The organism is Mycobacterium lepromatosis, assembly GCF_000975265.2.
Classification (GTDB): Bacteria; Actinomycetota; Actinomycetes; order Mycobacteriales; family Mycobacteriaceae; genus Mycobacterium; species Mycobacterium lepromatosis.
On the sequence record NZ_CP083405.1, the window covers coordinates 3,024,460 to 3,045,960 of the forward strand.

General features: G+C 57.4%; 14 protein-coding genes and 12 pseudogenes. 11 read left to right on the forward strand and 15 right to left on the reverse strand.

All coding sequences use genetic code 11. The features are described from left to right. Positions 1-98: 98 nt before the first annotated feature. Together MLPF_RS14260 and MLPF_RS14265 are read right to left on the reverse strand one after the other, a co-directional pair. Positions 99-1,049 (reverse strand): M56 family metallopeptidase, encoded by a 951-nt coding sequence (locus MLPF_RS14260; RefSeq protein WP_045843574.1) that lies wholly within the window; start codon positions 1,047-1,049, stop codon positions 99-101. Positions 1,050-1,053: 4 nt separating this feature from the next. Next, positions 1,054-1,482, reverse strand: coding sequence for a BlaI/MecI/CopY family transcriptional regulator (locus tag MLPF_RS14265; protein WP_045843573.1), 429 nt, complete (start codon positions 1,480-1,482; stop codon positions 1,054-1,056). A 472-nt stretch (positions 1,483-1,954) separates the two neighbouring features. Here MLPF_RS14265 and MLPF_RS14270 point away from each other — a divergent pair. Next, positions 1,955-2,317 (forward strand): annotated as a pseudogene (locus tag MLPF_RS14270) (esterase). On the opposite strand, the gene MLPF_RS14275 reads toward MLPF_RS14270, so the two are convergent. The 3 genes from MLPF_RS14275 to MLPF_RS14285 form a co-directional block, all read right to left on the reverse strand. Beyond that, on the reverse strand, positions 2,318-3,739 hold the full coding sequence (locus MLPF_RS14275; protein ID WP_045843572.1) for an NAD(P)/FAD-dependent oxidoreductase: 1,422 nt from the start codon (positions 3,737-3,739) through the stop codon (positions 2,318-2,320). A gap of 129 nt (positions 3,740-3,868) precedes the next feature. Continuing rightward, entirely contained in the window at positions 3,869-4,051 is a 183-nt protein-coding gene (locus MLPF_RS14280) for a hypothetical protein (RefSeq protein WP_236685136.1), read from the reverse strand. Between the two features lie 64 nt (positions 4,052-4,115). Next, complete coding sequence (locus tag MLPF_RS14285) at positions 4,116-4,346, reverse strand: hypothetical protein (protein WP_236685135.1); 231 nt, start codon at positions 4,344-4,346, stop codon at positions 4,116-4,118. A gap of 155 nt (positions 4,347-4,501) precedes the next feature. On the opposite strand from MLPF_RS14285, the gene MLPF_RS14290 reads away from it, so the two are divergent. Then, complete coding sequence (locus tag MLPF_RS14290) at positions 4,502-4,663, forward strand: hypothetical protein (protein ID WP_237817216.1); 162 nt, start codon at positions 4,502-4,504, stop codon at positions 4,661-4,663. 245 nt (positions 4,664-4,908) lie between these two features. On the opposite strand, the gene MLPF_RS14295 is transcribed toward MLPF_RS14290, so the two are convergent. Then, complete coding sequence (locus MLPF_RS14295; protein WP_045843571.1) at positions 4,909-5,586, reverse strand: SDR family oxidoreductase; 678 nt, start codon at positions 5,584-5,586, stop codon at positions 4,909-4,911. Between the two features lie 300 nt (positions 5,587-5,886). Here MLPF_RS14295 and MLPF_RS18140 point away from each other — a divergent pair. The 6 genes and pseudogenes from MLPF_RS18140 to MLPF_RS14325 all read left to right on the forward strand — a co-directional run bounded on the left by MLPF_RS18140 (position 5,887) and on the right by MLPF_RS14325 (position 11,101). Continuing rightward, positions 5,887-6,672 (forward strand): annotated as a pseudogene (locus MLPF_RS18140) (substrate-binding domain-containing protein). A gap of 8 nt (positions 6,673-6,680) precedes the next feature. After that, positions 6,681-7,492: pseudogene (locus MLPF_RS14305) on the forward strand (ABC transporter permease). 268 nt (positions 7,493-7,760) lie between these two features. Next, positions 7,761-8,135, forward strand: coding sequence for an ATP-binding cassette domain-containing protein (locus MLPF_RS14310; RefSeq protein WP_175266464.1), 375 nt, complete (start codon positions 7,761-7,763; stop codon positions 8,133-8,135). 573 nt (positions 8,136-8,708) lie between these two features. Further along, complete coding sequence (locus MLPF_RS14315) at positions 8,709-9,548, forward strand: alanine and proline-rich secreted protein Apa (RefSeq protein ID WP_045843569.1); 840 nt, start codon at positions 8,709-8,711, stop codon at positions 9,546-9,548. A gap of 159 nt (positions 9,549-9,707) precedes the next feature. Continuing rightward, entirely contained in the window at positions 9,708-10,007 is a 300-nt protein-coding gene (locus MLPF_RS14320) for a GlsB/YeaQ/YmgE family stress response membrane protein (RefSeq protein WP_045843568.1), read from the forward strand. Positions 10,008-10,090: 83 nt separating this feature from the next. Then, complete coding sequence (locus tag MLPF_RS14325) at positions 10,091-11,101, forward strand: zinc-binding alcohol dehydrogenase family protein (protein ID WP_427901957.1); 1,011 nt, start codon at positions 10,091-10,093, stop codon at positions 11,099-11,101. A 6-nt stretch (positions 11,102-11,107) separates the two neighbouring features. Here MLPF_RS14325 and MLPF_RS14330 read toward each other — a convergent pair. The 5 pseudogenes from MLPF_RS14330 to MLPF_RS14355 form a co-directional block, all read right to left on the reverse strand. Further along, positions 11,108-11,810, reverse strand: a pseudogene (locus MLPF_RS14330) (CPBP family glutamic-type intramembrane protease). A 426-nt stretch (positions 11,811-12,236) separates the two neighbouring features. Beyond that, positions 12,237-13,165, reverse strand: a pseudogene (locus MLPF_RS16635) (NAD(P)/FAD-dependent oxidoreductase); the annotation flags it as partial. Positions 13,166-13,223: 58 nt separating this feature from the next. Further along, positions 13,224-13,891 (reverse strand): annotated as a pseudogene (locus tag MLPF_RS14345) (endonuclease). 117 nt (positions 13,892-14,008) lie between these two features. Next, a pseudogene (locus tag MLPF_RS14350) lies at positions 14,009-14,286 on the reverse strand (TfoX/Sxy family protein). A 27-nt stretch (positions 14,287-14,313) separates the two neighbouring features. After that, positions 14,314-14,664, reverse strand: a pseudogene (locus tag MLPF_RS14355) (nitroreductase/quinone reductase family protein). 46 nt (positions 14,665-14,710) lie between these two features. On the opposite strand from MLPF_RS14355, the gene MLPF_RS14360 reads away from it, so the two are divergent. After that, positions 14,711-14,875: a hypothetical protein gene (locus MLPF_RS14360; RefSeq protein ID WP_156147218.1), complete on the forward strand. Its 165-nt coding sequence runs from the start codon at positions 14,711-14,713 to the stop codon at positions 14,873-14,875. 849 nt (positions 14,876-15,724) lie between these two features. On the opposite strand, the gene MLPF_RS14365 is transcribed toward MLPF_RS14360, so the two are convergent. From MLPF_RS14365 to MLPF_RS14380, 4 genes and pseudogenes are all read right to left on the reverse strand, one after another. After that, on the reverse strand, positions 15,725-16,969 hold the full coding sequence (locus MLPF_RS14365) for an alpha-hydroxy acid oxidase (RefSeq protein WP_045843567.1): 1,245 nt from the start codon (positions 16,967-16,969) through the stop codon (positions 15,725-15,727). Positions 16,970-17,107: 138 nt separating this feature from the next. Further along, a pseudogene (locus tag MLPF_RS14370) lies at positions 17,108-18,227 on the reverse strand (alpha-amylase family glycosyl hydrolase); the annotation flags it as partial. 48 nt (positions 18,228-18,275) lie between these two features. After that, positions 18,276-18,780 (reverse strand): annotated as a pseudogene (locus MLPF_RS14375) (carboxymuconolactone decarboxylase family protein). Positions 18,781-18,855: 75 nt separating this feature from the next. Continuing rightward, complete coding sequence (locus tag MLPF_RS14380; RefSeq protein WP_045843566.1) at positions 18,856-19,443, reverse strand: peroxiredoxin; 588 nt, start codon at positions 19,441-19,443, stop codon at positions 18,856-18,858. 135 nt (positions 19,444-19,578) lie between these two features. On the opposite strand from MLPF_RS14380, the pseudogene MLPF_RS14385 reads away from it, so the two are divergent. Further along, positions 19,579-20,494: pseudogene (locus MLPF_RS14385) on the forward strand (hydrogen peroxide-inducible genes activator). Positions 20,495-20,559: 65 nt separating this feature from the next. Continuing rightward, a pseudogene (locus MLPF_RS14390) lies at positions 20,560-21,199 on the forward strand (EthD domain-containing protein). The last annotated feature ends 302 nt before the right edge of the window (positions 21,200-21,501 follow it).

Here is a 21,501-nt window from a genome sequence, read left to right on the forward strand (position 1 = left end):
GCGCTATTCCGACACACTGTGGCAAGCGTACTTGTGGTCATCCGTAAAGTGTTTCGCGCAGTGCTTGCCGCTAGACCGGGGTTAAATATTGAACCGGGTTAGATATTGAACAGCCGTTGCAGCTCTGTCAGCCACGGTACGACTAGCGCGACAGTGGGCACTACCAATAAGACTGTCGCGGCCAAATATGCAGCCGCGGACAACACCGCGCTGTTACCTCGCCCCGACAGTCGGCGTACGCGCAGCACGGTGGTGGTGCCGCCCGCGGCTAGCGCGCCTGACGGCGCCTGACCGGACGCGCAAGCAACCAGTGCCCGGGCGAGGGGAGTGCGTCCCACAGCACGTACCGCGGCGTCATCGGCTAGCAGCTCAACGAGTAGCCGCACCGCACTCAGCGCGGCGGAGCTACGGACCAGCCGTGGAAAGGCTGCATGTACTGCGGTGAATGCCTCCAAAACCAAGTCGTGCCGGGCACGCAGATGAGCCCGTTCGTGGGTGAGGATCGCCGTGACTTCTGCATCGTTCAGCTTGGTCAGCGTCCCTTCGCTGACCACTACTCGGCTACGCATGCCCGGTAGACAGTAGGCGAGCGGTTGCGATACATCTAAGATCCTAAGGTCGCGCGCGCGGGCGCACGGCTGCGTGAGGGCCGCGTCGTGTCCGACCCCGACCAGGTCGACCACCATGCGGTGGTGGGCCCGCCGCCGCCGCGTGGCGATGGCTACTCGCACTATCGCAACGATCAGCCGTGCACCGACTAGCACTGTCAGCGCGAAGGCGGCGACGTATGCCGCCCACAGTGGCCAACCGAGTCGACCGGCGGCGCCGATAATGCTGGCAGTTAGCCGCCCGTCCGGGCCGGGCATGAGCACCCGACTGGCGATCGCAATGCCGGCGCTGAACGTCGAAAGCACCGCGGCCAGAGCAATGGTCTGCCACAACACCATCGCGGCGCGTGGAGCGCGCAACGGCCATGTCGAACGTGCTACTAATACCGGTGTGGGGCCGACCAGCAGCACCGCGAGGATGGTAAAGGCCAGCGCGGACACGTTGCTAGCCTCCCTCAGTCATCCGCTGGAGTGCCAGCAGATGACGGACATGGCGTTGATGTGCTTCCAAGTCTGCAAGTGCGCGTCGCAGCGCGTCTGCCTCGTCGGCCCCGACCCGCTCGACGAAGTGCACCAGCGCGGCTTGTCTGCTGTCGGAATCCTCGGCCTGGGCTAGTGCGTCGACCATTAAGCCAGCTACCAGTTCGTCCCGGCCGTGCACTGGCGCGTATTGGTGGGCCCGGTTGTTGCGGATCTGCGAGACCATATTCTTCTTAGCCAATCGCTGCAGCACGGTCATCACAGTCGTGTAGGCGAGGTCGCGTCGTGCTGACAACGCTTCATGGACCTGACGAACTGTTTGGGGTTCTTGTGTGGACCATAAATGATCCATCACGGCACGTTCTAGATCCCCCAGCCGCGTCAGCTTGGCCATAATTCGTTCATCTCCTGAGTATTGAAACCAACGTACTCCGTATTAACTACCGAGTATTAACTACCGATCGTCGTATCTAAGTCGGCTGCCGCCAGCTGGGCGGCAGCCGACAGATGTGATTTAGTAGATCAACTGCTTGGCATTCTATGTGACCCTGATCACAGCGACCATCGTTGAGGTCCATCGCCGCGACTCAAATCCAACTTTTGCTAAATTAGGGGAACCCCTGCCTATATATTTTTGGCTGGTTGAGTCGCATCGACCGCGCTAGTGTCCTGAGGGCTGCCGTGACCCTCGGTTTATTCGTTCATTATCTGCCTAAACAACTTCATAGCATCTGTCGGTTGTGCCTTGACGGGCATACGCGCTATAAGTGGATCCAGCGATGGTGTAGACACGAGAACGTGCAACCGCAAGACACGGGTCGGTATTCCGAAAAGTTCGAGCACTACCGCAACCATTTGATAGCGCGTTGGGACTGCAGTTCACCGAATTTAGCCCCGATGACGTCCAGGCTCTTGCAGCCTGATAGGCCTCGTGTCCGGCGGTATCTACTGCTCGATCGTACGAAAGTATGGTTTAGCATGGCGGCCTACACCTGGCTCAATAGTTGCGGCAGCGGCGAAAATGTCGTGGGTGTCAACCAATACAACAACACTGACTTCCTTCGCTCCATCGGCTCCAGGATGGTGTACATGGCTGATCCATCGTGTCTGGTGTCAGCAGCTACGGCCAGTCACATTCACCGACGATACCCAATGCGAGGGTGACTCGCGGCCAGGTGCGTCTCCAGGAGCTGTCCAGCGATAGCCAAGCTTGGTTGCCCACAGCTTAATCAGGGGGACAGGTTAACTGTCTCGCTCGCCCGCATGGTGGTCTTGTGAGCCGCCGCTGTACCCTGCGCTTCGGCAGTAAGCTCCGCCAGCTGTTCGAGCCGCGTTCGCGCGAAAGCTTGCTGGTCGGTAATGGTCAGCTGGCCCCGCCGAGTGCTCAAAAAAGTCACCGTCCACGACAACAATGTGGTGATTTTGGTTTTGAAGCCGATTAAGTACATCAGATGCAGCACTAACCACATCAGCCAGGCAATAAAGCCACTGAACTCCAGCGGACCGATTTTGGCTACCGCGGAAAACCGCGACACTGTGGCCATGGAGCCCTTGTCGCAGTACTGGAACGGTTCGCGTTCGGCTGGGTCGGCCTCGCCGAGTTCAGTCTTAATGTTGTTTGCTACGTACTTAGCACCCTGAATCGCACCCTGCGCAACTCCCGGCACTCCGTCGACGGCGGCCATGTCACCGACCACGAACACGTTCCGATATCCAGGGATGGATAGATCGGGCAGCACTTTCACCCGGCCAGCCCGGTCGAGTTCGACCAAGGATTGCTCGGCAAGGTCTCTTCCCAGCCGGCTTGCTGAAACCCCCGCCGACCACACCTTGCAAGCCGATTCGATGCGCCGGACCGTGCCATCGGGGTCTTGGACCGTAATGCCATTGCGGTCCACATCTGTGACCATTGCACTCAGCTGGATCTCTACGCCCATCTTCTGCAATCGAGCGGCCGCACGCTGACCCAGTTTTTCGCCCATCGGCGGCAACACCGCGGGGGCAGCGTCGAGCAGAACTACCCGGGCCTTGGTTGAGTCGATGTGACGGAAGGCGCCTTTCAACGTATGATCGGCCAATTCGGCGATTTGTCCAGCCATCTCGACACCGGTGGGGCCGGCTCCGACCACAGTGAATGTTAGCAGCTTCTCTCGCCGTTCCGGATCGTTTGACCGTTCGGCCTGCTCGAAGGCGCTCAAAATCCGTCCACGCAACTCCAGCGCGTCATCAATTGACTTCATACCGGGTGCGAATTCAGCGAATTGGTCATTCCCGAAGTACGACTGGCCAGCTCCGGCGGCGACAATAAGGCTGTCATAGAGCGTTTCATAGGTGTGACCGAGTAACTCCGACACGACGCACTGGTTAGCCAAGTCAATGTGGGTGACATTGCCCAGTAGCACTTGGATGTTGCGCTGCTTACGCAAGACGACTCGGGTCGGCGGCGCGATTTCCCCCTCGGAAATGATTCCGGTGGCTACCTGGTACAGCAATGGCTGGAACAGGTGATGGGTGGTGCGGGCGATTAACTTAATGTCGACGTTGGCCCCTTTGAGCTTCTTCGCCGCGTTCAGACCACCAAACCCTGACCCGATAATGACGACTTGATGCCGGCGGTTCTGAGCAGCTGTGGCTGCTGGCTGGGCACTCATGTTCCGCTGCTCCTGACGGGGCTCCGTGATGGTGACTGCAGTTAGCTATCACGGTAGTCAAGCCGCTCTTCAGAATCCCAGGTGAGGGTGTGTGCAATTAGCCACACCAGCAGAGTAGGCGGCCTGTGGTCACGGTGACTTGACACGCTTGATGGCCTTGCTGACACGGCGCCCCCGCGCCAGGCTGACTCGCGTACGCAGCGCCTTGCCAGCTTCGTTGATGACACCCGGAGTGTAGCTGGCATGTTTATACTTGAGACTGTCGATTCCCGCGTCGAGAACCTTGGCCTGGATCGGGTCGGAGATCGGCATCGATGATGCCGATCTCCATTACTCTGAGTCATCTGGGAGGCGATTTGGCCCGCTTTCATGTTTGTCAATAATGGCTGTGATAAGCGTGTTGATTTCCAGCGTCACCGGATTGCGGCCGATTTTCCTCACACTGCCGCTGCACCACATGCACTTTGCCTTGTAGTGCGTAGAGCCCGGCGATCGCGTTGAAGCGGTTGCAGTGTCGTGCGGCAAGAAGGATCGTCTTCTCCTCACCGCTGCCACCGACCATCAGCGGAATGTTCTCGCGGCAGGGGGGGATTGGCCAGCGTCTCATTGGTTGTGGTAACAGTTGCCGCTAGAAGCGGGGTCGTTCGTCCTTGATCATCGGCAGGGTGAATCTGTAACACTTCGAGCCGGTTGAGTTTATCGGCGAAGGTGCCGAATGCGAAGCCAGGTTGATCATGCTCGAGTTCGAGTCAGCCGGTGCCGATGCCTAAAACCGCCCGGCTTTGGCTGACCGCGCCCAGTGTGGTGATGACCTTGGCCAGCAGGGCTGGCTTGCAGTTAGGTGTTGCTGGCTACCAACCGGCTACCACGGTGCCCAGCTGCACGCTTTCGGCAGTAGTAGCCAGCGCGCTGAGGGTGGTGTAGGGCTCGAACATTGGCTGGCTAGGTGAGCTCAACCACCATTGTGTAGTTGGTAGAGTTTCTCTATGACTAAAGCCGAGTCGAATCCAGCCGACTCGGCTTCACCGGCCTGGGCGACGACCCTTGGAGAAATCTGTTCTTCCCAGTTCCGTAGGAGTTAAGATGAGGACCTCCAGACCAAGCCGAATAACCACAGTGTACCCTATGACTAAGGGTTCACTTGTATTCCACTAGGCCCGCAGAGCTTTTCAGTTAAAATGAGCTAGTTCGTCGTGGCTAACGTGCAGTGTCTGGCCGGTGATGTGGCGAGACGCCGGGGTAGTTAGGAACAACGCCAACCGCGTGATTTCTGCTGCAACGTCCGGAGGCGTGCGTGAAAGGCCTTCATATCCGGCTTGGAAGCTACGGCCACGGGCGATGGCATTGACCGTGATGCCACGAGTGCCGAAAACGCTCGCCTGGCCGGCCACCCAATTCGACAGTGCAGCCTTGATGGCGGCATCGACGCTGCCCGCTGGCGGGTTTTCCGCCAGCACCCCGATGATCGAACCGCCGGAGCGTAGATGATCACCAACGGACTGCACCGTCAGCACCGCTGAGAGCACCGTCGCGTCCAGTGCATTGCGCCATGCATTGGCTGTATCGGATAGTGAGAAAGTGCGTGGGTCCCCGGCATCAAAGCCTGGCGTCGGAATATTGACGATGGTGTCTAGGTGATGGGGGAACAGTCCGCGGGCTTCATTGAGGCTGGCTGGGTCGGTAGTGTTGCAGACGATTGTATTCACGTCTAGCTCCTTGGCGACGACCTCGAGGTCGGCTCGGCTTGCACCCACGAGGGTCACCTTGTGACCGTCGTTGCGAAAACCCTCGGCGATTGCGCGCCCCAGATTGGTGTTTCCACCAGTGACCAGTACCTCCACTGCCATGACCTCCTCGTGTTCACCGCGGAACGCAGACCCTGACAGGGCACCGACACTTAAAATATATCTTAATATATTTTGCACTCAGCGCGGCGAACTTGGCTCTGGTAGTGCCAGCATCGCACTGTGCCGGGGATCTCAGCGTGTTGTGGCGTCTATCCTGCCTAGAGGTTATCGGACAGTAACCACTGGAGCTACTGGGCGAAATTCCGAATTGCCGCAAACCTTACACAAGTTGGGTAATTATTCACGCTGCCTCCTCGCGCTGTCGCACACCCAGAGGAGGAAACGGGCTAGGGTTCACCCATGCGTCGTATCGGGGTGTTCGCCGGTTTGAATCGACGATGCTGGTGGGCGGATTGCTAGCTGGAACAGCGGCGTGCAATTCGCACTTGCACTCGTCGTCACCATCCTGGCCACCCCAAACTCCAGTTCATTTGTGGTGTTTGCCACGGCCTTGCTCAAGTCTGCGTTGTTCAGATCAGCAGCCAGTTCAAAGCAGACAATTCGGGTGTCAGCGTCGATGTCGAGTTCGCGGGTTCTCGGAGCTTGCGACTCAGTTGCCCCAAGGTGCGAACGCGTGGACACCGCGAGGATAGACACTGCCGCCAAGGTCCGATTACTGGCTGGCACATCGACAAAACCTTTACTTCGAACATCCTGACCATCGCGACCGTGGTGGGCAATCCGAAAAAGATCGGATCCTTCGTCGAATCTCGCTCAGCCGGAGCTCAACGTGGTTGTGTGCCGGCAGCCGGTGCCATGTGGGTCAGCGACCCAGTGCATCGAAGACGCCACCAGCGTGCACTTCAAACCAGTCGGTGAAGAACCCAAGCGCGACCGATGCCCTTAACAAGATCACCACCGGATAGACCGACGCCGCGCTGGCCTACGTTACTTACGCGCTCAGCGTCGCGAACAAGGTGATCACTATACAACTTTCTAGAGGCTGCCGGTGCAGTGAATGTTTACCCCATTGCGGTGCTCAAGAAGGCGTCCTTACTCACGCTGGCGCAGAAGTCTTTAATCGATGGTCACGGGGTGAGGCAGATCAGCGGAATTCTGGCCCAATCGGGCTTCGTCAGACCGTGACGACCAAAGTGCACCGGCGCACCGATGTGCCCCGTTGAGCGTATGTTCCCCGCCGCGGCGGGGAACGTCTTTGTGGCATTGCTCCTGCTGGTGATCGCGATTACGGTGGACTGGCCAGAATTTCTGGTCGTTGATCACCAGTTTTGCATCGACGACGGCGCTGTTGTTGAGTCTGAAACCGTCGTTACGAGCACCGTGCTGTGTGTGCTGCTTGGGGTGCCCATGGCGCTGGGACTAGCTCACTGCGCGGAACGGCTTGTGCGGTTGCTGCGACTGCTGATTTGTTACCTTGGTGTTGCCCACCCGTGGTTAATGGCATTGCGTTGCTCTATAACATTCGGTCGACTAGGATTGATCGGGAGGTATTTGGAGGGCGCCGTCGTCAGCATCACGTTCAGCACGACCGCTGTGGTGATGGCGCAGACTTTACGTTTTGTTGTCGCTTCTTAGGGGATCTCCCTCGAAGGTGCTGCCTACACCTCGGGAGCCGATTATTAATATGACGTGGTGGCAGCGATGCTAAGGGGCGCGGTCCAACACCGCCTGATGGTGGGTCGCGCTGCAGCTACTGCCGGGATGGTGTCGAGGGCAGTGACTGGCATTCGCCCGTTCGCTGGGGGAGTTTGGTGCGACACCGCGCTCCTTGCCGGCTATCGGCAAGGAGTTACTCGCACGCTGCCGCTCGAAATCTAACTACAGTGGGTGACCTACGCGGACGCGGCTGTGGCATTGTCGATCGTGCGTGGTAGTGGCAGCGCTGGTGGTGCTGGGCTTGGGTGTTCGCGGAATGACCATGGCCGAACGAGTTAGCCACCTGTGAGCGAATTACAGCTTCCGCTGATTGTGTACAGACTGCCATCTGAAATGTCGAGTCCTCGGTAGCTCAGGGGGAGGTGCTTGCCGTACTCGGACCCAACGGTGTGGGGCAAGTCCACCGCCCTTCAAGTTATCGCCAGCCTGCTTGCCCCGTCGTGAGTCTGGTGCGCTTGGGGGACTGCGTGTTGATCAACACTGCAGCTGGGGTGAACGTGGCAACGCATGATCGTCAGGCCGGGTTGCTCTCGCAGGATCAGCTGCTATAATTATGCATGATTGTCGTGGCCAACGTGGCTTTCGGACCGCGTAGCTATAACACGGTATTCGGCATGCTCCGGACTGCCGGCGTCCAGGACAAGGCCTATAACCGTCATAAGGCGCTGGGTTGGCCGCGTCAGGTGAACGCTGAGCAGTGCGCCGAGCGCAAACCACGGCAACTGCCGGGTGGTAAAATGCAGCGGCTCACGCTAGCATGTTTGTTGGCTCCTCCACCGGAGTGCTTATTCCTCGACGAGCTGTTGACTGGGCTTTATGTGGCCGCATCCACTGCTGCATATCCGCGCGGTGATGCCCAGCCCGGCTACTCAGAGCAGCTGCGCCGTCGTCCTGATAACCCACCAGCTGCTGGACGTGGTCATCATGGCTGATCGAATGCTAGTATTTGAATCCAGCAGGATTTCCGAGATCGGGAAAAGGTCGTCGATGTGCTTTGGTGCGCCGTGCAGTCATTTCGGCTCCTGGATCGCAGGGTGTCAACCTGGTTAATGGTACCGTCGACACCGACGGTACCATTAACCTAATCTGGCGTGGGCCGGCACGGGACACCGGACCAAGACTTCGGTTATCAGCTCTCCAACGGTCAAGACCTAATCGCTGTGTTCGCGCCCACCGCGGTTGCTGTATAGTGCGATCCGCTGCATGGCGGCCCACGCAATACCATCGCACTGACCTTGGTAGCACTAGATTCCCGGGGATCCGCCGTCTTGATGCGCAGTCCGGAGCAACCTGATCCTGGCCGTGGAAATCATCGTCGACGCCGCCACAGAGTTACCGCTGGATGCTCGGAGAGCGTTTGTAGGTCAGCATCAAAGCTCATACAGTGGCGCTGCAGCGACGTGTCTAATCGTGAACTGACACGTCTCGAACTAGCAAACCTCCATCCTACAATATATCAGCAAGCCGTCCTTGCGTCGCAGTAGTAACACGGTAGGTTCGTCGCCATGAATCAGGTTGACCCGAACGCGACACGTCGCAAAGGATTGTGGGCGACACTGGCGATTGCCGCGGTGGCCAGCGTCAGTGCCGTCACGATGCCGTTGCCTGCGGCCGCCAACGCCGATCCAGCGCCCCTGCCGCCATCAACGGCTACCGCAGCCCCCTCACCTGCACAAGAGATCACCACATCCCTTGCAGACGCCCCTGTCTCGTCCGAAGCCCAACAGGGTGATTCCGATGCGTCGCCGCTCGATCTGAATGCGCTATCCCCACCTGCAGTCGACTCTAATGCTGGCCGAATCACCAACGCTGTCGGTGGATTTAGTTTCGTCCTTCCTGCCGGTTGGGTAGAGTCAGACTCTTCACACCTTGACTACGGCTCGGCGCTGCTCAGCAAAGCCATCGAGCAGCCGCCCATGCCCGGTCAGCCGCCGCCGGTCGCTAGCGACACCCGTATAGTGCTCGGCCGGCTGGACCAAAAGCTCTACGCCAGTGCCGAAGCCGACAACGTTAAGGCCGCGGTCCGACTGGGCTCGGATATGGGCGAGTTTTATTTACCATACCCCGGTACGCGGATCAACCAAGAAATTATTCCGCTCAACGCCAACGGGATAGCTGGAAGCGCGTCCTATTACGATGTCAAATTCAGCGACCCCAACAAGCCAATTGGCCAAATCTGTACGAGCGTAGTCGGCCTGCCAGCGGCGAGTACACCTGAAGCGGGGCCCTTGCAGCGCTGGTTTGTGGTATGGCTCGGAACCTCGAATAACCCGGTGGACAAGGGTGCAGCCAAAGAGCTGGCCGAGTCTATCCGGCCAGAGATTGCTCCGGCACCGGCTGGATAGGCCAGTCCGACGTCTACTCCGCTGTCACTGCAGACCGTGCTTGCTTGACCCGCAGCCAGCGGGGCAAACCACTGTCGACAATAAGCACTCATCGGGGTATACCGAAATTACAGCCCTGGATCTGCGCTGAACTATGCCATTGAGTGCAAGGAGATACGCATGGACGTCATGGCAGCTACCGAGTACTTCGCCCGCTCAACGACGTTGACCAGTGTCAGCTGGATCGGCTATATCATCATCGGTGGCATAGCGGGCTGGATCGCCGGCAAAATCGTTCAAGGCGGCGGGTCGGGCATCTTGATGAACATCGTTATTGGTGTCGTAGGAGCGTTGATTGGCGGCTTTTTATTGAGCTTCTTCGTTAACACGGCCGCCGGTGGTTGGTGGTTCACTTTGTTCACCGCGATCCTGGGCTCGGTGATCCTGCTCTGGGTTGTCGACAAGGTACGAAAGACCTAATTGGTCTAACTTGGCTGTGATGATTTCAACTGGTCGCCGACGGATCACGGCATGATGGCGTGGTGGCCTCGAAAGTGACCACTATGATGAACGCGTGGCGGGTGCGTCGGCCCGGCCCGATGCAAACCAGCCCGCTCGAGTGGGTTACTACCGAGGTGCCACGTCCCGAACCGTCTGAACTGCTGGTCGCCGTACGCGCGTGTGGGGTATGTCGTACTGACCTGCACGTCGCTGAGGGCGACCTCCCCGTGCACCGCGAACACGTGACTCCCGGTCACGAGGTGGTGGGGGAGGTCTTTGGGGTAGGCTCGGACGTGGATACGGCCGCAGGGTTCGATGTGGGGGATCGGGTAGGCATCGCCTGGTTGCGCGACACATGCGGCGTGTGCAAGTATTGTCGTCAAGGTGCCGAGAATTTATGTCTGAAGTCTCGCTATACCGGCTGGGATGTAGACGGTGGATACGCAGAATTTATTACTGTTCCTGCGGCTTTCGCACATCACTTGCCGAGCGGCTATAGCGACTGCGAGCTTGCTCCTTTGTTATGCGCCGGCATCATCGGGTACCGGTCATTACTGCGAGCCGAATTACCGCCGGGCGGTCGGTTAGGTATCTACGGCTTTGGGGGTAGCGCTCACATCGCGGCACAGGTTGCCTTGGCGCAAGGCGCAGAGGTACATGTCATGACCCGCGGAACTCGGGCGCAGGAGCTGGCGTTAGAACTCGGCGCTGCGTCGGCTCAAGGCGTCGATGATCTGCCGCCGGTACCGCTGGATGCCGCAATCCTGTTCGCTCCGGTTGGTGATCTAGTGCTGCCCGCATGCGAGGCGCTGAACCGTGGCGGCACCCTGGCGATCGCAGGGATTCATCTTTCCGATATCCCGCAGCTGAACTACCATCGGCACCTGTTTCAAGAGCGTCAGATTCGGTCGGTGACATCGAACACTCGGGCCGATGCCCGTGTGTTCCTCGACTTTGCGGCCCAGCATCACATCGTGGTCACCACCTCGGAATATCCGCTTGGGCAAGCTGATCAGGCGCTGACTGACCTAAGCGTCGGCCGCATCACAGGTGCCGCTGTGCTACTAGTGTAAACGAGGTCAAGTCGATCGACGCCGGATCAGCGCAGCCACTAGCGCACCCAAATTCGTTCAGTGACCAATGCAGCGGCTATCGGCTCAAGAGGCTGTCGCTACGTCGGCGCAGCCAGCTGAAGACGAACCCTGTTACGCCGGTAGCCAGCGTTACTCCGGCGAGCATTCCGACGATCCCGCAGCCGAGTAAAGTCGATGTTGCTTTCGTCAACTCCAACGACGTCGCGATTACAAACAGCAGCGATCCCGCAACCGCAACGCTATGGAATCCCCAGGCCCGATTCAACGCGCCGTGCAGTACATCGAGAAGGGCCAACTCTTCCGGGATCACGGTTTGCAGTGGAATGAAGACCATCGAGGCGATCAGCTGTGTCGGATATCCCAGAGATCCGAGCGTAATGATTGTTTATGAACGTCGGCCGGGTCGTCGTGAACAGGACACCGACGGAAATCACTAACGCCATGATGACCACGGCGGCCAGCGTATAACCCAGGACGGAATTCCAGTGTTCCCAGGCAAGGCCTAATTCAGCCCAGTTCAAACCATTGCAGCGCACCAACGCCACCAGTACGAACGCGGCAATCGGGACGGTAGTGATGCTTTGTCTATGCTGTGGTGAAGTGTGCGATCAGGTTCGTTATCACCTGCACCAGTACCTACGATGACGGCGACGGTGACCTGGACCCGGAACTGATGCAGCGCTGAGATTGCGACATTAGCGGGTAGGTATCAACGGCAACTGTCGTGTCAATCATTCGGCAAGTTTACCTGCTATCCGCCGTCTCCCAGATCCTTTGACGCTAACGCTCGGTCGATGTGACCCTGTGGTGCGCGTTGGTCCTCGAGGTCGGTTGCAAACTTGTCCGCCACCAACAACCGAGGAATTAGCTCCGGTTCAGTCGTAATGGCGCGAAAGACAAGTTCGACGGTCACGTTGTTATCAGGGTGGGTGGGTAATCGATCGTGATCGTGTTGCCGACGCGCACTGTTGCGAACAATATCATCCGCACGTAGGAATCAGGTTTCCCCGTTTGGGTTAAGGTCTTGATCCACTGGCTCAAATTCAGGCATTCCTGAAACATGCTCACAGTATCCGCGGCGCAGAGATTTCCAGCATCAAGCCGTTGGCATTCCGGCCACCACGGGTTGGTTGAGCGCATTTGCCCAGTGTCCGGTGTGTATCCGGATGGTAAACATCGGGTGTTCGGTAAAAGTGAGATAACCGATCGCTTAGACGTCAGGATCGCTGGTACGTAGCGGACGCGTCGACGAGCACGCCACCGCTATCTATGGATGGCCCCGGCTTGTTCGACGAGTTCTATGTTGGTTTTGGTGCCGACAGCGACGGCCACCAGCACCGCATTTGCGGCAACCGTAGATCCGTCGCGCATCTTGAACCCGATGGCTTTGTCATCCGTTCCGGTCGGCTCTGGTGATCTCCTGGACCTGCTTTGTAAGCGTAGATTCACTCCGTGATCGCGATGCGGGGGGCAGCGAACATTTCACCTACGGTTTCGTCGAACGCAGCCACCAGTGGTTGTTTGGCTGTCTCGACGACAGTGACGTTGACCCCGCGCCGCCGAGCGACGGCGGCCACTTCCAGCGCAATCTACTTGGTGCCCAGTACGGCGAGCGAATAACCTTCGAAAAGAGCAGAATTCATCGAGGAAGCGTCGTCATAGATGCGTAGATAGTGGACTCCGGCCGCGTCGGCTCCAGGTATAGCTGGGTGCCGGGACACCGATTTGGTTGCCAATAGCAGCTTGTCGTACTGCATCGTGGTTTCGTCGGGGAGTCCGATGGTGTGTGGCGGGGTCTAACGACAATACTCGTGTGCCGACTCTCAGGTTGACATCGTGCTGGCGGTACTAATCGACCGTCTGCACGCTGAAGCCGCTTAGTGCCTCGGATGCTCTTTGGATAGTATGAGGTCGCTCGTAGGGAGCTGCTGCTCCTCGGCGAGGAAAATAGACCTGCCGTCAAAATCGCTGTCCTGCAACGTCTACCGCTTTGGCCCCAGCAAGTCCGTCGCCAACAATGACGAGTGTGGTCGAATTGGCCATGGTTGCTGCTCCATATCTGTTGTCCAAGCCCCAGTCTACTGTGGGTCGCAGCCAAGGATTATCCGGCCACGTGCTGGCGCATGTTGGGGTCGAGCGTCGACCTGGTGAGATCGGCAATCAGACAAGAATTGACGCGTGGCGCCAAGGCGCCCAGTTTTGCCGGGTTGGTGGGCAGTCCTGATATTTTGGTTGTAGCTATGGCGCGTTCGTCGAAATACGGCCGTACCCATGTCCATGCATCCTGGACTTCGCTTAGGTAAATGCCAACACTAAATTATTGCTAATCCCTTTGAACTGCTTGACGAGTCGCTTCACTTAGCCGTAGGACATCGTTGCGGCTACAATTGTGATTCCCGAAGATTATTGTGTAATTCGTCTTGGACATCCTACACGATGTCGCTAGGTCGGATGGACCAGCTTTCGTCGTAACGTACTGTAGTGAACCCGATCAAATGCGCTGATCATGGTGGGCTGGCCGGATGCGAGGACGGTCTGCGTACACCGCAGGCCGGCTTCGAACAGTGCCTGCGTGGCGCGCACCGCCACCGTCGCATCAATAGGCTTGCTGGCAAACATGCACAGCATCAGCAGCTGGATCAGTGGTATTGGCTTGCCGCTGATCCGGATTCCCGCTTCGGCCGCGTATGTGGTCCAACTGACCTTCAGCAGTCGTCGTACCCAGTGCTGTTCACTGCCCACGTAGTGCTCTAGCACTCTGATGCCCATGTTTACACACATATGGTACCGGTCTGGTGGACGTGAATTTCCCGAAGGTATTATTTGGTATTATTTTGGTTTGAGTGATCTCGCATAGTTTGCTTCGAGACTAACTCAGGATTGGAGTTAGTGTTTGGTCTTCACGCCGTCAGAGTCAATGTGTAACCAACCTCGGGCTTCCCGACCGGCCATAACCATCGAGATGACATGTACCCAGTCAAGCAGCTGCTCGGTATCTTCTGGCAGCACCCGCACCAGCAATTCTCCCTGACCGCTAACGGCCACCGATTGTATTGCCGTTAATCCAGAATGCCAGCCCACTGAGCATTCGCTTCTCCTTAACGCCGCGTTCCGGACAAAACAGTTCGCGGATCCTGGTTGGCTAGATCTTCGTTGTATGCCATACGCCGACAGTAATGCTGGAACAAACGTCAGTCCAGATCCACCCGGATGGTCCAGCAGGCTGGTGCTCATTCGCGAGCACACCTGAGCTGTTGAGCCGAGGTAGGTTCCGCAGCTGTGGCCTCGGGTCGTAGTCCGGTAGCAGGGAGCGGTCCCGCTACGTTACTACCCGCCAATGCGCATCCGCACAGCGGTGTTTAAGCCTTTGCCGTTGTAGATGTCATCGGAATACGCACTGTGCTCGGAGACCATCTTGAACTGGTTGTCCACGCGGAACCCACCGACTGCTGTGCGCCACGGCTGAGCAGTTTTACGGCCCATGGCTTCCAGCACGTCCTCAGCAGCTGACGACCTAATGAATTGACTACTAGCCGCTGAATACGGTGAACTACCTACTGTTGCAAATCCCGCAAATTGATCATAACTGTGACTGTCTGCGATCCTATGCTGAAGCGGCGGCAAACGTGTGGCGGCCTGAGTTTCAGCGACACGCTATTCATGGCGTTAATTACCGGGATGGAAAACGCCAACGAAAATATCAACCCAGCAACGTGGCAGCGGAAGCTGGAAAGCGTGGAGGAGGTTTTCTGAAAAGCGGTTCGAGCTTGACGGCCGAGCTACGCAACCATCGTTACCAAGATGATCCCGAACAGGGGTTCGGTAGTAATCGCCGAAAGTGGATAAAGACGATTGATTTAGGTCAAGGGTAGAACACGCGACGAAGTCCACAGTCGACCTTCGTGCATCAATACCAGAGATATATTTCTGACTAAACCGGTCTCTTTGCAACGTAACAAATGCCGTAACGCTAACGACCGAATCACGTGGCAGTCCCGCTATGAACTTAAGTAAGAATATCTTACTTATTCATGGCTGGCAGCTTTACGTTAGGACGCGATCACAGTGGCAAGACAACTCGCCTTGTACAGATCGGATTGGATCACGACCACCGGGACGACATTTGCCACGTTTTGCTACTGGGGGCGCACCGAGATCGGCCCAGTAGATCGGGCCAGATCTCACCCGCGGCAGATCACCACTCGTCGTTCACGCTGTCTACCACCTGGTGCCCGACAGCCATCAGAACCTTCCATGTCATTGCTGTCATCAGACCCCATCGCCCAGGTAAGCTAAAGCGTTGTCAATCTACCTGGTAAACGATTGGCTGTCCCACTTGTCCAGGTAGCGCTGTGCGGCTCGCGTAAAGAACTCCAATCGGCTCATGCGAAGATCACACGCGCTCGCAGCGAAACGTGATCCAGCGTATCATCTGGTATGGAAATGGCGATCCTGATAGCCTACTTTATTATACTCTAACTTAGAGTATAATGCGTTCTTTGACTAAAATTAGACGAAGCCCAGTTAGCTCTGCGATGGTTAAGGCCGGTGGACTCAATGCGGGGTAATAAACACTGCGGTGCCCGCGTCACGTCGGTTACGTCATGCTGGCGGTTCAATGGGTCTTAGTTGTTGCAGCTGCGTAACATGCCTGGGTAAAAGTTCTTCCAAGCAGGTCACACCCAGCAGTCGCATTGTGCGGATCACCCCGTTGTCCAGGATTTCGATCGCGCGCCTGACGCCCGCTTCACCGCCGGCCATCAACCCGTAGAGGTAGGCTCGCCCGACCAGTGTGCAACGGGCGCCTAGCGCAATTGCGGCCACGATGTCGGCGCCGGACATGATACCGGTGTCCAGCAGTATCTCCGTGTCCTTGCCGAGTTCACGCGCCACCGTCGGTAGTAGATGGAAGGGGACCGGTGCCCGGTCAAGTTGGCGCCCACCGTGATTGGACAACACGATACCGTCGGCACCGCGCTCGACGACGGCGCGAGCGTCGTCGAGCGTCTGGATTCCTTTCACCACGAACTTGCCGGGCCATTGGGCTTTAATCCACGCCAGATCGTCAAAAGTGACGCTGGGGTCGAACATGGTGTTTAAGTACTCGCTAACGGTGCCCGACCAGCGATCTAACGATGCGAATGCCAGCGGCTCGGTAGTCAACAGGTCAATCCACCAGCGCGGGTGTGGCAGCGCGTCGAACACAGTTTGTAATGTCAACGCCGGCGGGATCGACATGCCGTTGCGGGTGTCACGCAACCGCGCGCCGGAGACCGGAACGTCGACCGTGACCAGCAGGGCATCGTATCCCGCGTTGGCAGCGCGCTCGACCAACGCCATCGAGCGCTCACGATCACGCCACATATACAGCTGAAACCATTTGCGGCCCTGCGGAACAGCCGCCACTACATCTTCGATCGCAGAGGTGGCGAGAGTGGATAGCGAAAATGGGATCCCGGCCGCAGCAGCCGCCTGCGCGCCGGCAATCTCACCCTCGGTATGCATCAACCGAGTGAATCCGGTTGGCGCGATTCCGAACGGCAACATGACCGGATGCCCGAGCACATCCCATCCGGCGCACACGTTCGTGACGTCACGCAAGATAGCCGGGTGAAACTCGATGTCGCGGAAGGCTTGTTGGGCTCGTTTAATGGATAGCTCGTCCTCGGCGGCGCCGTCAGTGTAGTCGAACGCGGCCTTTGGGGTGCGTTGTTTGGCGATGCGCCGCAGATCCTGAATGGTTAGCGCGGCCTCGAGGCGGCGTTTGGTCGCTCCGAACTCGGGCCGTTTGAACTGGATAAGCGGGATCAGGTCATGGACTCTGGGCATCCGCCGTTTGGCTGCCATCGCTTCCCATCCTTACTGTCGTACGCCCCGTACTCGCCTGGGCAATCTAACCTATGCTAGTTGCAAGATCCATCAGCTATGGGCGACGTTGATCTCCGGCCCGGCGCGGGTGTACAGTGCCGCGTCCCGCAGTTTCCGGCCATTGCGGAGTTGATAGACATAGTTTCGGTTGTCCAGCCGCAGGGTTACAGTCGATGCAGAGTGCAGCCACAGGTGGCGCCGACGCAGCCCGATCAGATACTGGTGCAGCGCCCAAACATGTACGTTGAATGCATCTAATTGCACTGGGGAAGAGGAAAAACTCCCGATGCACTGCGTTGTTCACCGCCGTAGCGCTCTTCCGTGACACTGCGAAACCCGAACTCACCGCCGGCGTACACGTTGGGTACGACCCCCGACAGTCAGCAGGATGACTAGCGCATGAGTCAGATGTTCAGGACGTTCAAGCTAGCTGGCGATACGGCTCACATCGTGATTGCCGATGAAGGTCAGCAGCGCAAAGCTCGCCAGCAACTTGTTGTTTCGTTGCAGTGACCTGGTCCAGGAAGTTGCCATCGTTGAGGCTGCTCCAGAGTTCTCTTTTCCACAGCTCGTATTGTGTGATGGAGTTGCATCCGGCGGAGTGGACCACTAGATGCATAATTGCCATGAATGAACTCGCCCACAAAACCACGCATCCGGATGCAGTTCGCGGACTTTTGGTAACATTCTAATCCAGAATGCTTGCTGTACAGCCTAAGCTGCATCTAGTAGTCAACTGTCAGCGCCACGCTGCAATCAGTGCACCATGACGTGGGTGATGTACTTGCCACCTCTGTGGTTATCGTGGTATTGAGGGTAGCGAGGCCGGAATGTCCCTTGAGCTTGTGTTGAACGTGTGGAAACGACCCTGGCACCCTCTGAACCAGCGTGCCGGTGTGTTGTTGTGGGGTGTATTACTGATACTGTCCGCGCAGTCCACGCCGACGTGATTGAACATGCCGTTAAGCAGAGCATGCAGACCCCAGCGGTGCGCTTCGGTTAACAGGTAGTCGAAGTCGGCGTCATCACCGAGCCCGGGATCGATATAATTGATACAGTAGTGGTCAGTGGTATCGTAGCCACGTGTGACCGAGGGAAAGATCGGCCCTAACGCCATCCCAGATGCCCCCAAAATATTTGATGGCGTGATCAAATCAGCCGACCAGCCGCAGCCGGTGTTCGTCTTGGCCCGGTAGCCCCAGTGACGGGGCGCGAGGAAGGCGCCTACGAAGCCCAGCGTATAGACCTGCTACCCGATCACGTACTGGAAACCACGTGGGCACCTTCACCACGCTATGACCAGCCCAATCGTGGACAGTGTCTCAGTGGTGCAAATCGACTGTGCTAAAACGGAAAAGATAGCTGCGCGAACTTACAACGCTTCCAATACTGCTTTTCGATCGACACTCGCTTCACACAGCGTGTTGCTCGTGGTTTACAACACAGTGCGAGCACCCGTTGATTGACGACACTGCAAGGGACCACAGTTCGAAAATCGTCTTGTGTCGACGCCCGGCTTGGATATGGATATTCATCCGCAAACCAGAACAAAGACCGTTATGTTGACCGTCGAGGAAGACGTGGCCACGGTAGAACCCGTTATTCATGCCCAATGGATGGCTGGCCGCTTCCAGCTCCACGTTGTATGATTAGTTTAAGAGACAATTGGATGCCTCTGTGCTGACTTCTAAGTCAGGAACTTGCGAATTCCGCATCGCCGCAAAGTTAATCAGCAGCATGCCCCACAGCTGCTCCTCGTTCAGTACGGTGTTGCGGGCGATCGAGCCCAGGCCGGTTTTTGAAGTTCTCGATGCTCAATTATGCCATTATTCCTCCCCAATCGAGTTGGAGATCAGGCCTGCCGGTCAGGCTGACGTCTTGAGCAATTCAGTGGCGTTCAGAGTCGGGTCGCCCTTGCGCCAGTTGCATGCACACAACTGGTTGGATTGCACGGCATCGAGCACCCGCAGCACCTCTTCGACGTTGCGTCCCACTGAACCCGCGGTCACCGAGACGAACTGGATATCGTTGTTGGGATCGACGATGAACGTCACACGGTCAGCAACACCATCGGCGTTGAGTGCTCCGGTGGCCTCAGAAAGCTCACGCTTGATGTCCGAGAGCATCGGGAAGGGAAGCCGCTTGAGGTCCTCGTGCTGTGCACGCCAATGGAAGTGCACGAATTCGCTGTCGATCGAAACCCCAAGAATTTGCGCGCCCCGGCCTTCGAACTCTTCGTTCAGCTTGCCGAACGTCGCGATCTCGGTCGGACAGATGAAGGTGAAGTCCTTCGGCCAGAAGAACACTACGCGCCATTTGCCTGGGTGGCTGTTACTGGAGACGGTGGTGAAGTAGTCACCAGGTTGTTGTGCGTCAACCTTTGACAAGTCGCCGCCGATCAGCGCAGTAAGCTGGTAGGCGGGGAACTGCTGGCCAATTGATAGCAATGACATGTCCGATCCTTGCTTGGATTGATTCAAAATCAGATTTTTACACCACCTAAGGTTGCCTTGAGCTCGGTCTGAAGTAAAAGTGATATATCACACTATAACTTATCGGTATGAAGGATATAGAGTTATCAGCTCACCATTGCTGGGCTTCGCGCTTTTGTTGCAGTGGTGGAGAAGCGTCACTTCAACGCCGCGGCAAGCTTTCTCGGCGTGAGGAAGTCGACGTGTCGCAGGCGTTAGCGGCGCTGGAGACCGTACTTGGTGTGCAGCTAAATTGAACGGTCCGCCCGGCGGGTTTTCGTGACGGCGCAGGGCAGGCCTTACTACCACGTGCCCAGGCCGCGGTCGGGGCGATGGACGCGTTCACCGCAGCAGCCGCCAGCGAATCGGATCCGCTGCAAGGTGGCATGCGCCTTGGACTGATTCCCACCGTGGCGCCTTATGTGTTATGTGCTGCCGACGATGTTGGCTGGACTCACCCATCAGCTTGCCGACGCTAACCTTTCGGGTGGTCGAGGACCAGACCGAGCGCCTTGCTGACCGCGTTGGGTAAGGGGGCATTAGATGCTGCAATGATCATTTTACCAGTTGAAACTGCCGGGATTGCCGAAATACCAATCTATCATGAGGATTTTGTTCTCGCGCTACCCCCAAGGCATCCGCTTTCCGGCAAGCGCCGGGTACCGACAACGGTACTGGCACAATTGCCGCTGCTGTTGTTGGATGAGGGCCACTGCTTGCGCGACCAGGACCTCGACATCTGTCGGAAATCAGGGGTGTAGGTCAAGTTGGCTAACACCCGCGCGACATCGTTGGCGACCGCTGTGCAATGCGTGAACGGCAGGTTAGGCGTGACATTTATCCCGCAGAGCGCCGCGCCTGTCGAGTCGGTGCGCAGCCAGCTCGGACTTGCCCAGTTCGCTGTCCCCTGCCCTGGACGACGGATTGGTCTGGCGTTCCCCTCCGTGAGCAGTCGAGTGCATCCTATCAGCAGATTGCCAAGATCATCGGTGAATTGATTAGCACAGAGCATCAGGTGCGGCTGGTCGCATAGCAGTCTGGGTGCAGGCAAACCGGAGATTATCCTCATGTCTATGCCGGCGGCGGTAAGTTCGTTCCATAGAGCAGGTGATCGCCCTGCGCGTGCGTGCTGAGCCCGATGATGATTTGGTGCGCCCGTCAGTGTGGCGCGGTCGCCGATGCGCTGTTAGGTCCGGTCTTCCCGGGCTCTCGATCAACGTCCGTATATAGCGCGGTTCGCCATTCAAACTCATGACGTTTAAAAACGTTGGTGCTGGTGGCGGTGGGGGTGACTCTGTGGACCCAGCAATGCTACGCCGATCAGACGGCGGCAGCGCTTGAGCGGCTGGCTCAGGAGTGCGATCAACTCGGGGTGTATCTGATGACAGAATCTATCTCACTGACGTCAATTGTTACCGAATCATGTATTCGTACAACGCTTTTAAGAAATATTGTTCTGCTAAACTGGCTCAGTCCCCTAGACCAGGGGACTGAGCTGAATCGTTGGTGACGCGGCCACACGTAGGTGGTCATCGACATAGTCGCATCGAGGATTATGTCGTACGTACCCTCATTTCACACGCGACACACGCCGGAAAGCACGGGCATCGTCGAAGATTTGTTCCCAGCAGAGGCGAGCACCGATCTAAAGGCTTTCTTCGACGACGCTGACGACAACGGTCTGCAACATAGGCTAAATTAGATGGTTATTAGCACAACTACATTTGGCGCCAACTGAAATATCGACACTGTTCCAACTAGCCGCTATATGTTCAAAACACCGTTTCAGATGAGCGAGGACCTAACTAGGAAGACGCCAGCAACATTTAACAATGCTGTGGTGCTCCAGCGAGAGAAAACGATCTGGCGGTGGTCTCCACAGTGCGCTCCGACGAAATGGTGTAGACTTCGTTAGTTAATGCCGGTCTGTTGCTACATCCCGTGAGTGGCGCATCCTCCTTAGGCTCTATCGTCTACTATAAGTAGAGCGAAAATCGCCAACATTGTTGCAGGCCCGGCCGCAGTTGGTCATCAGAATGG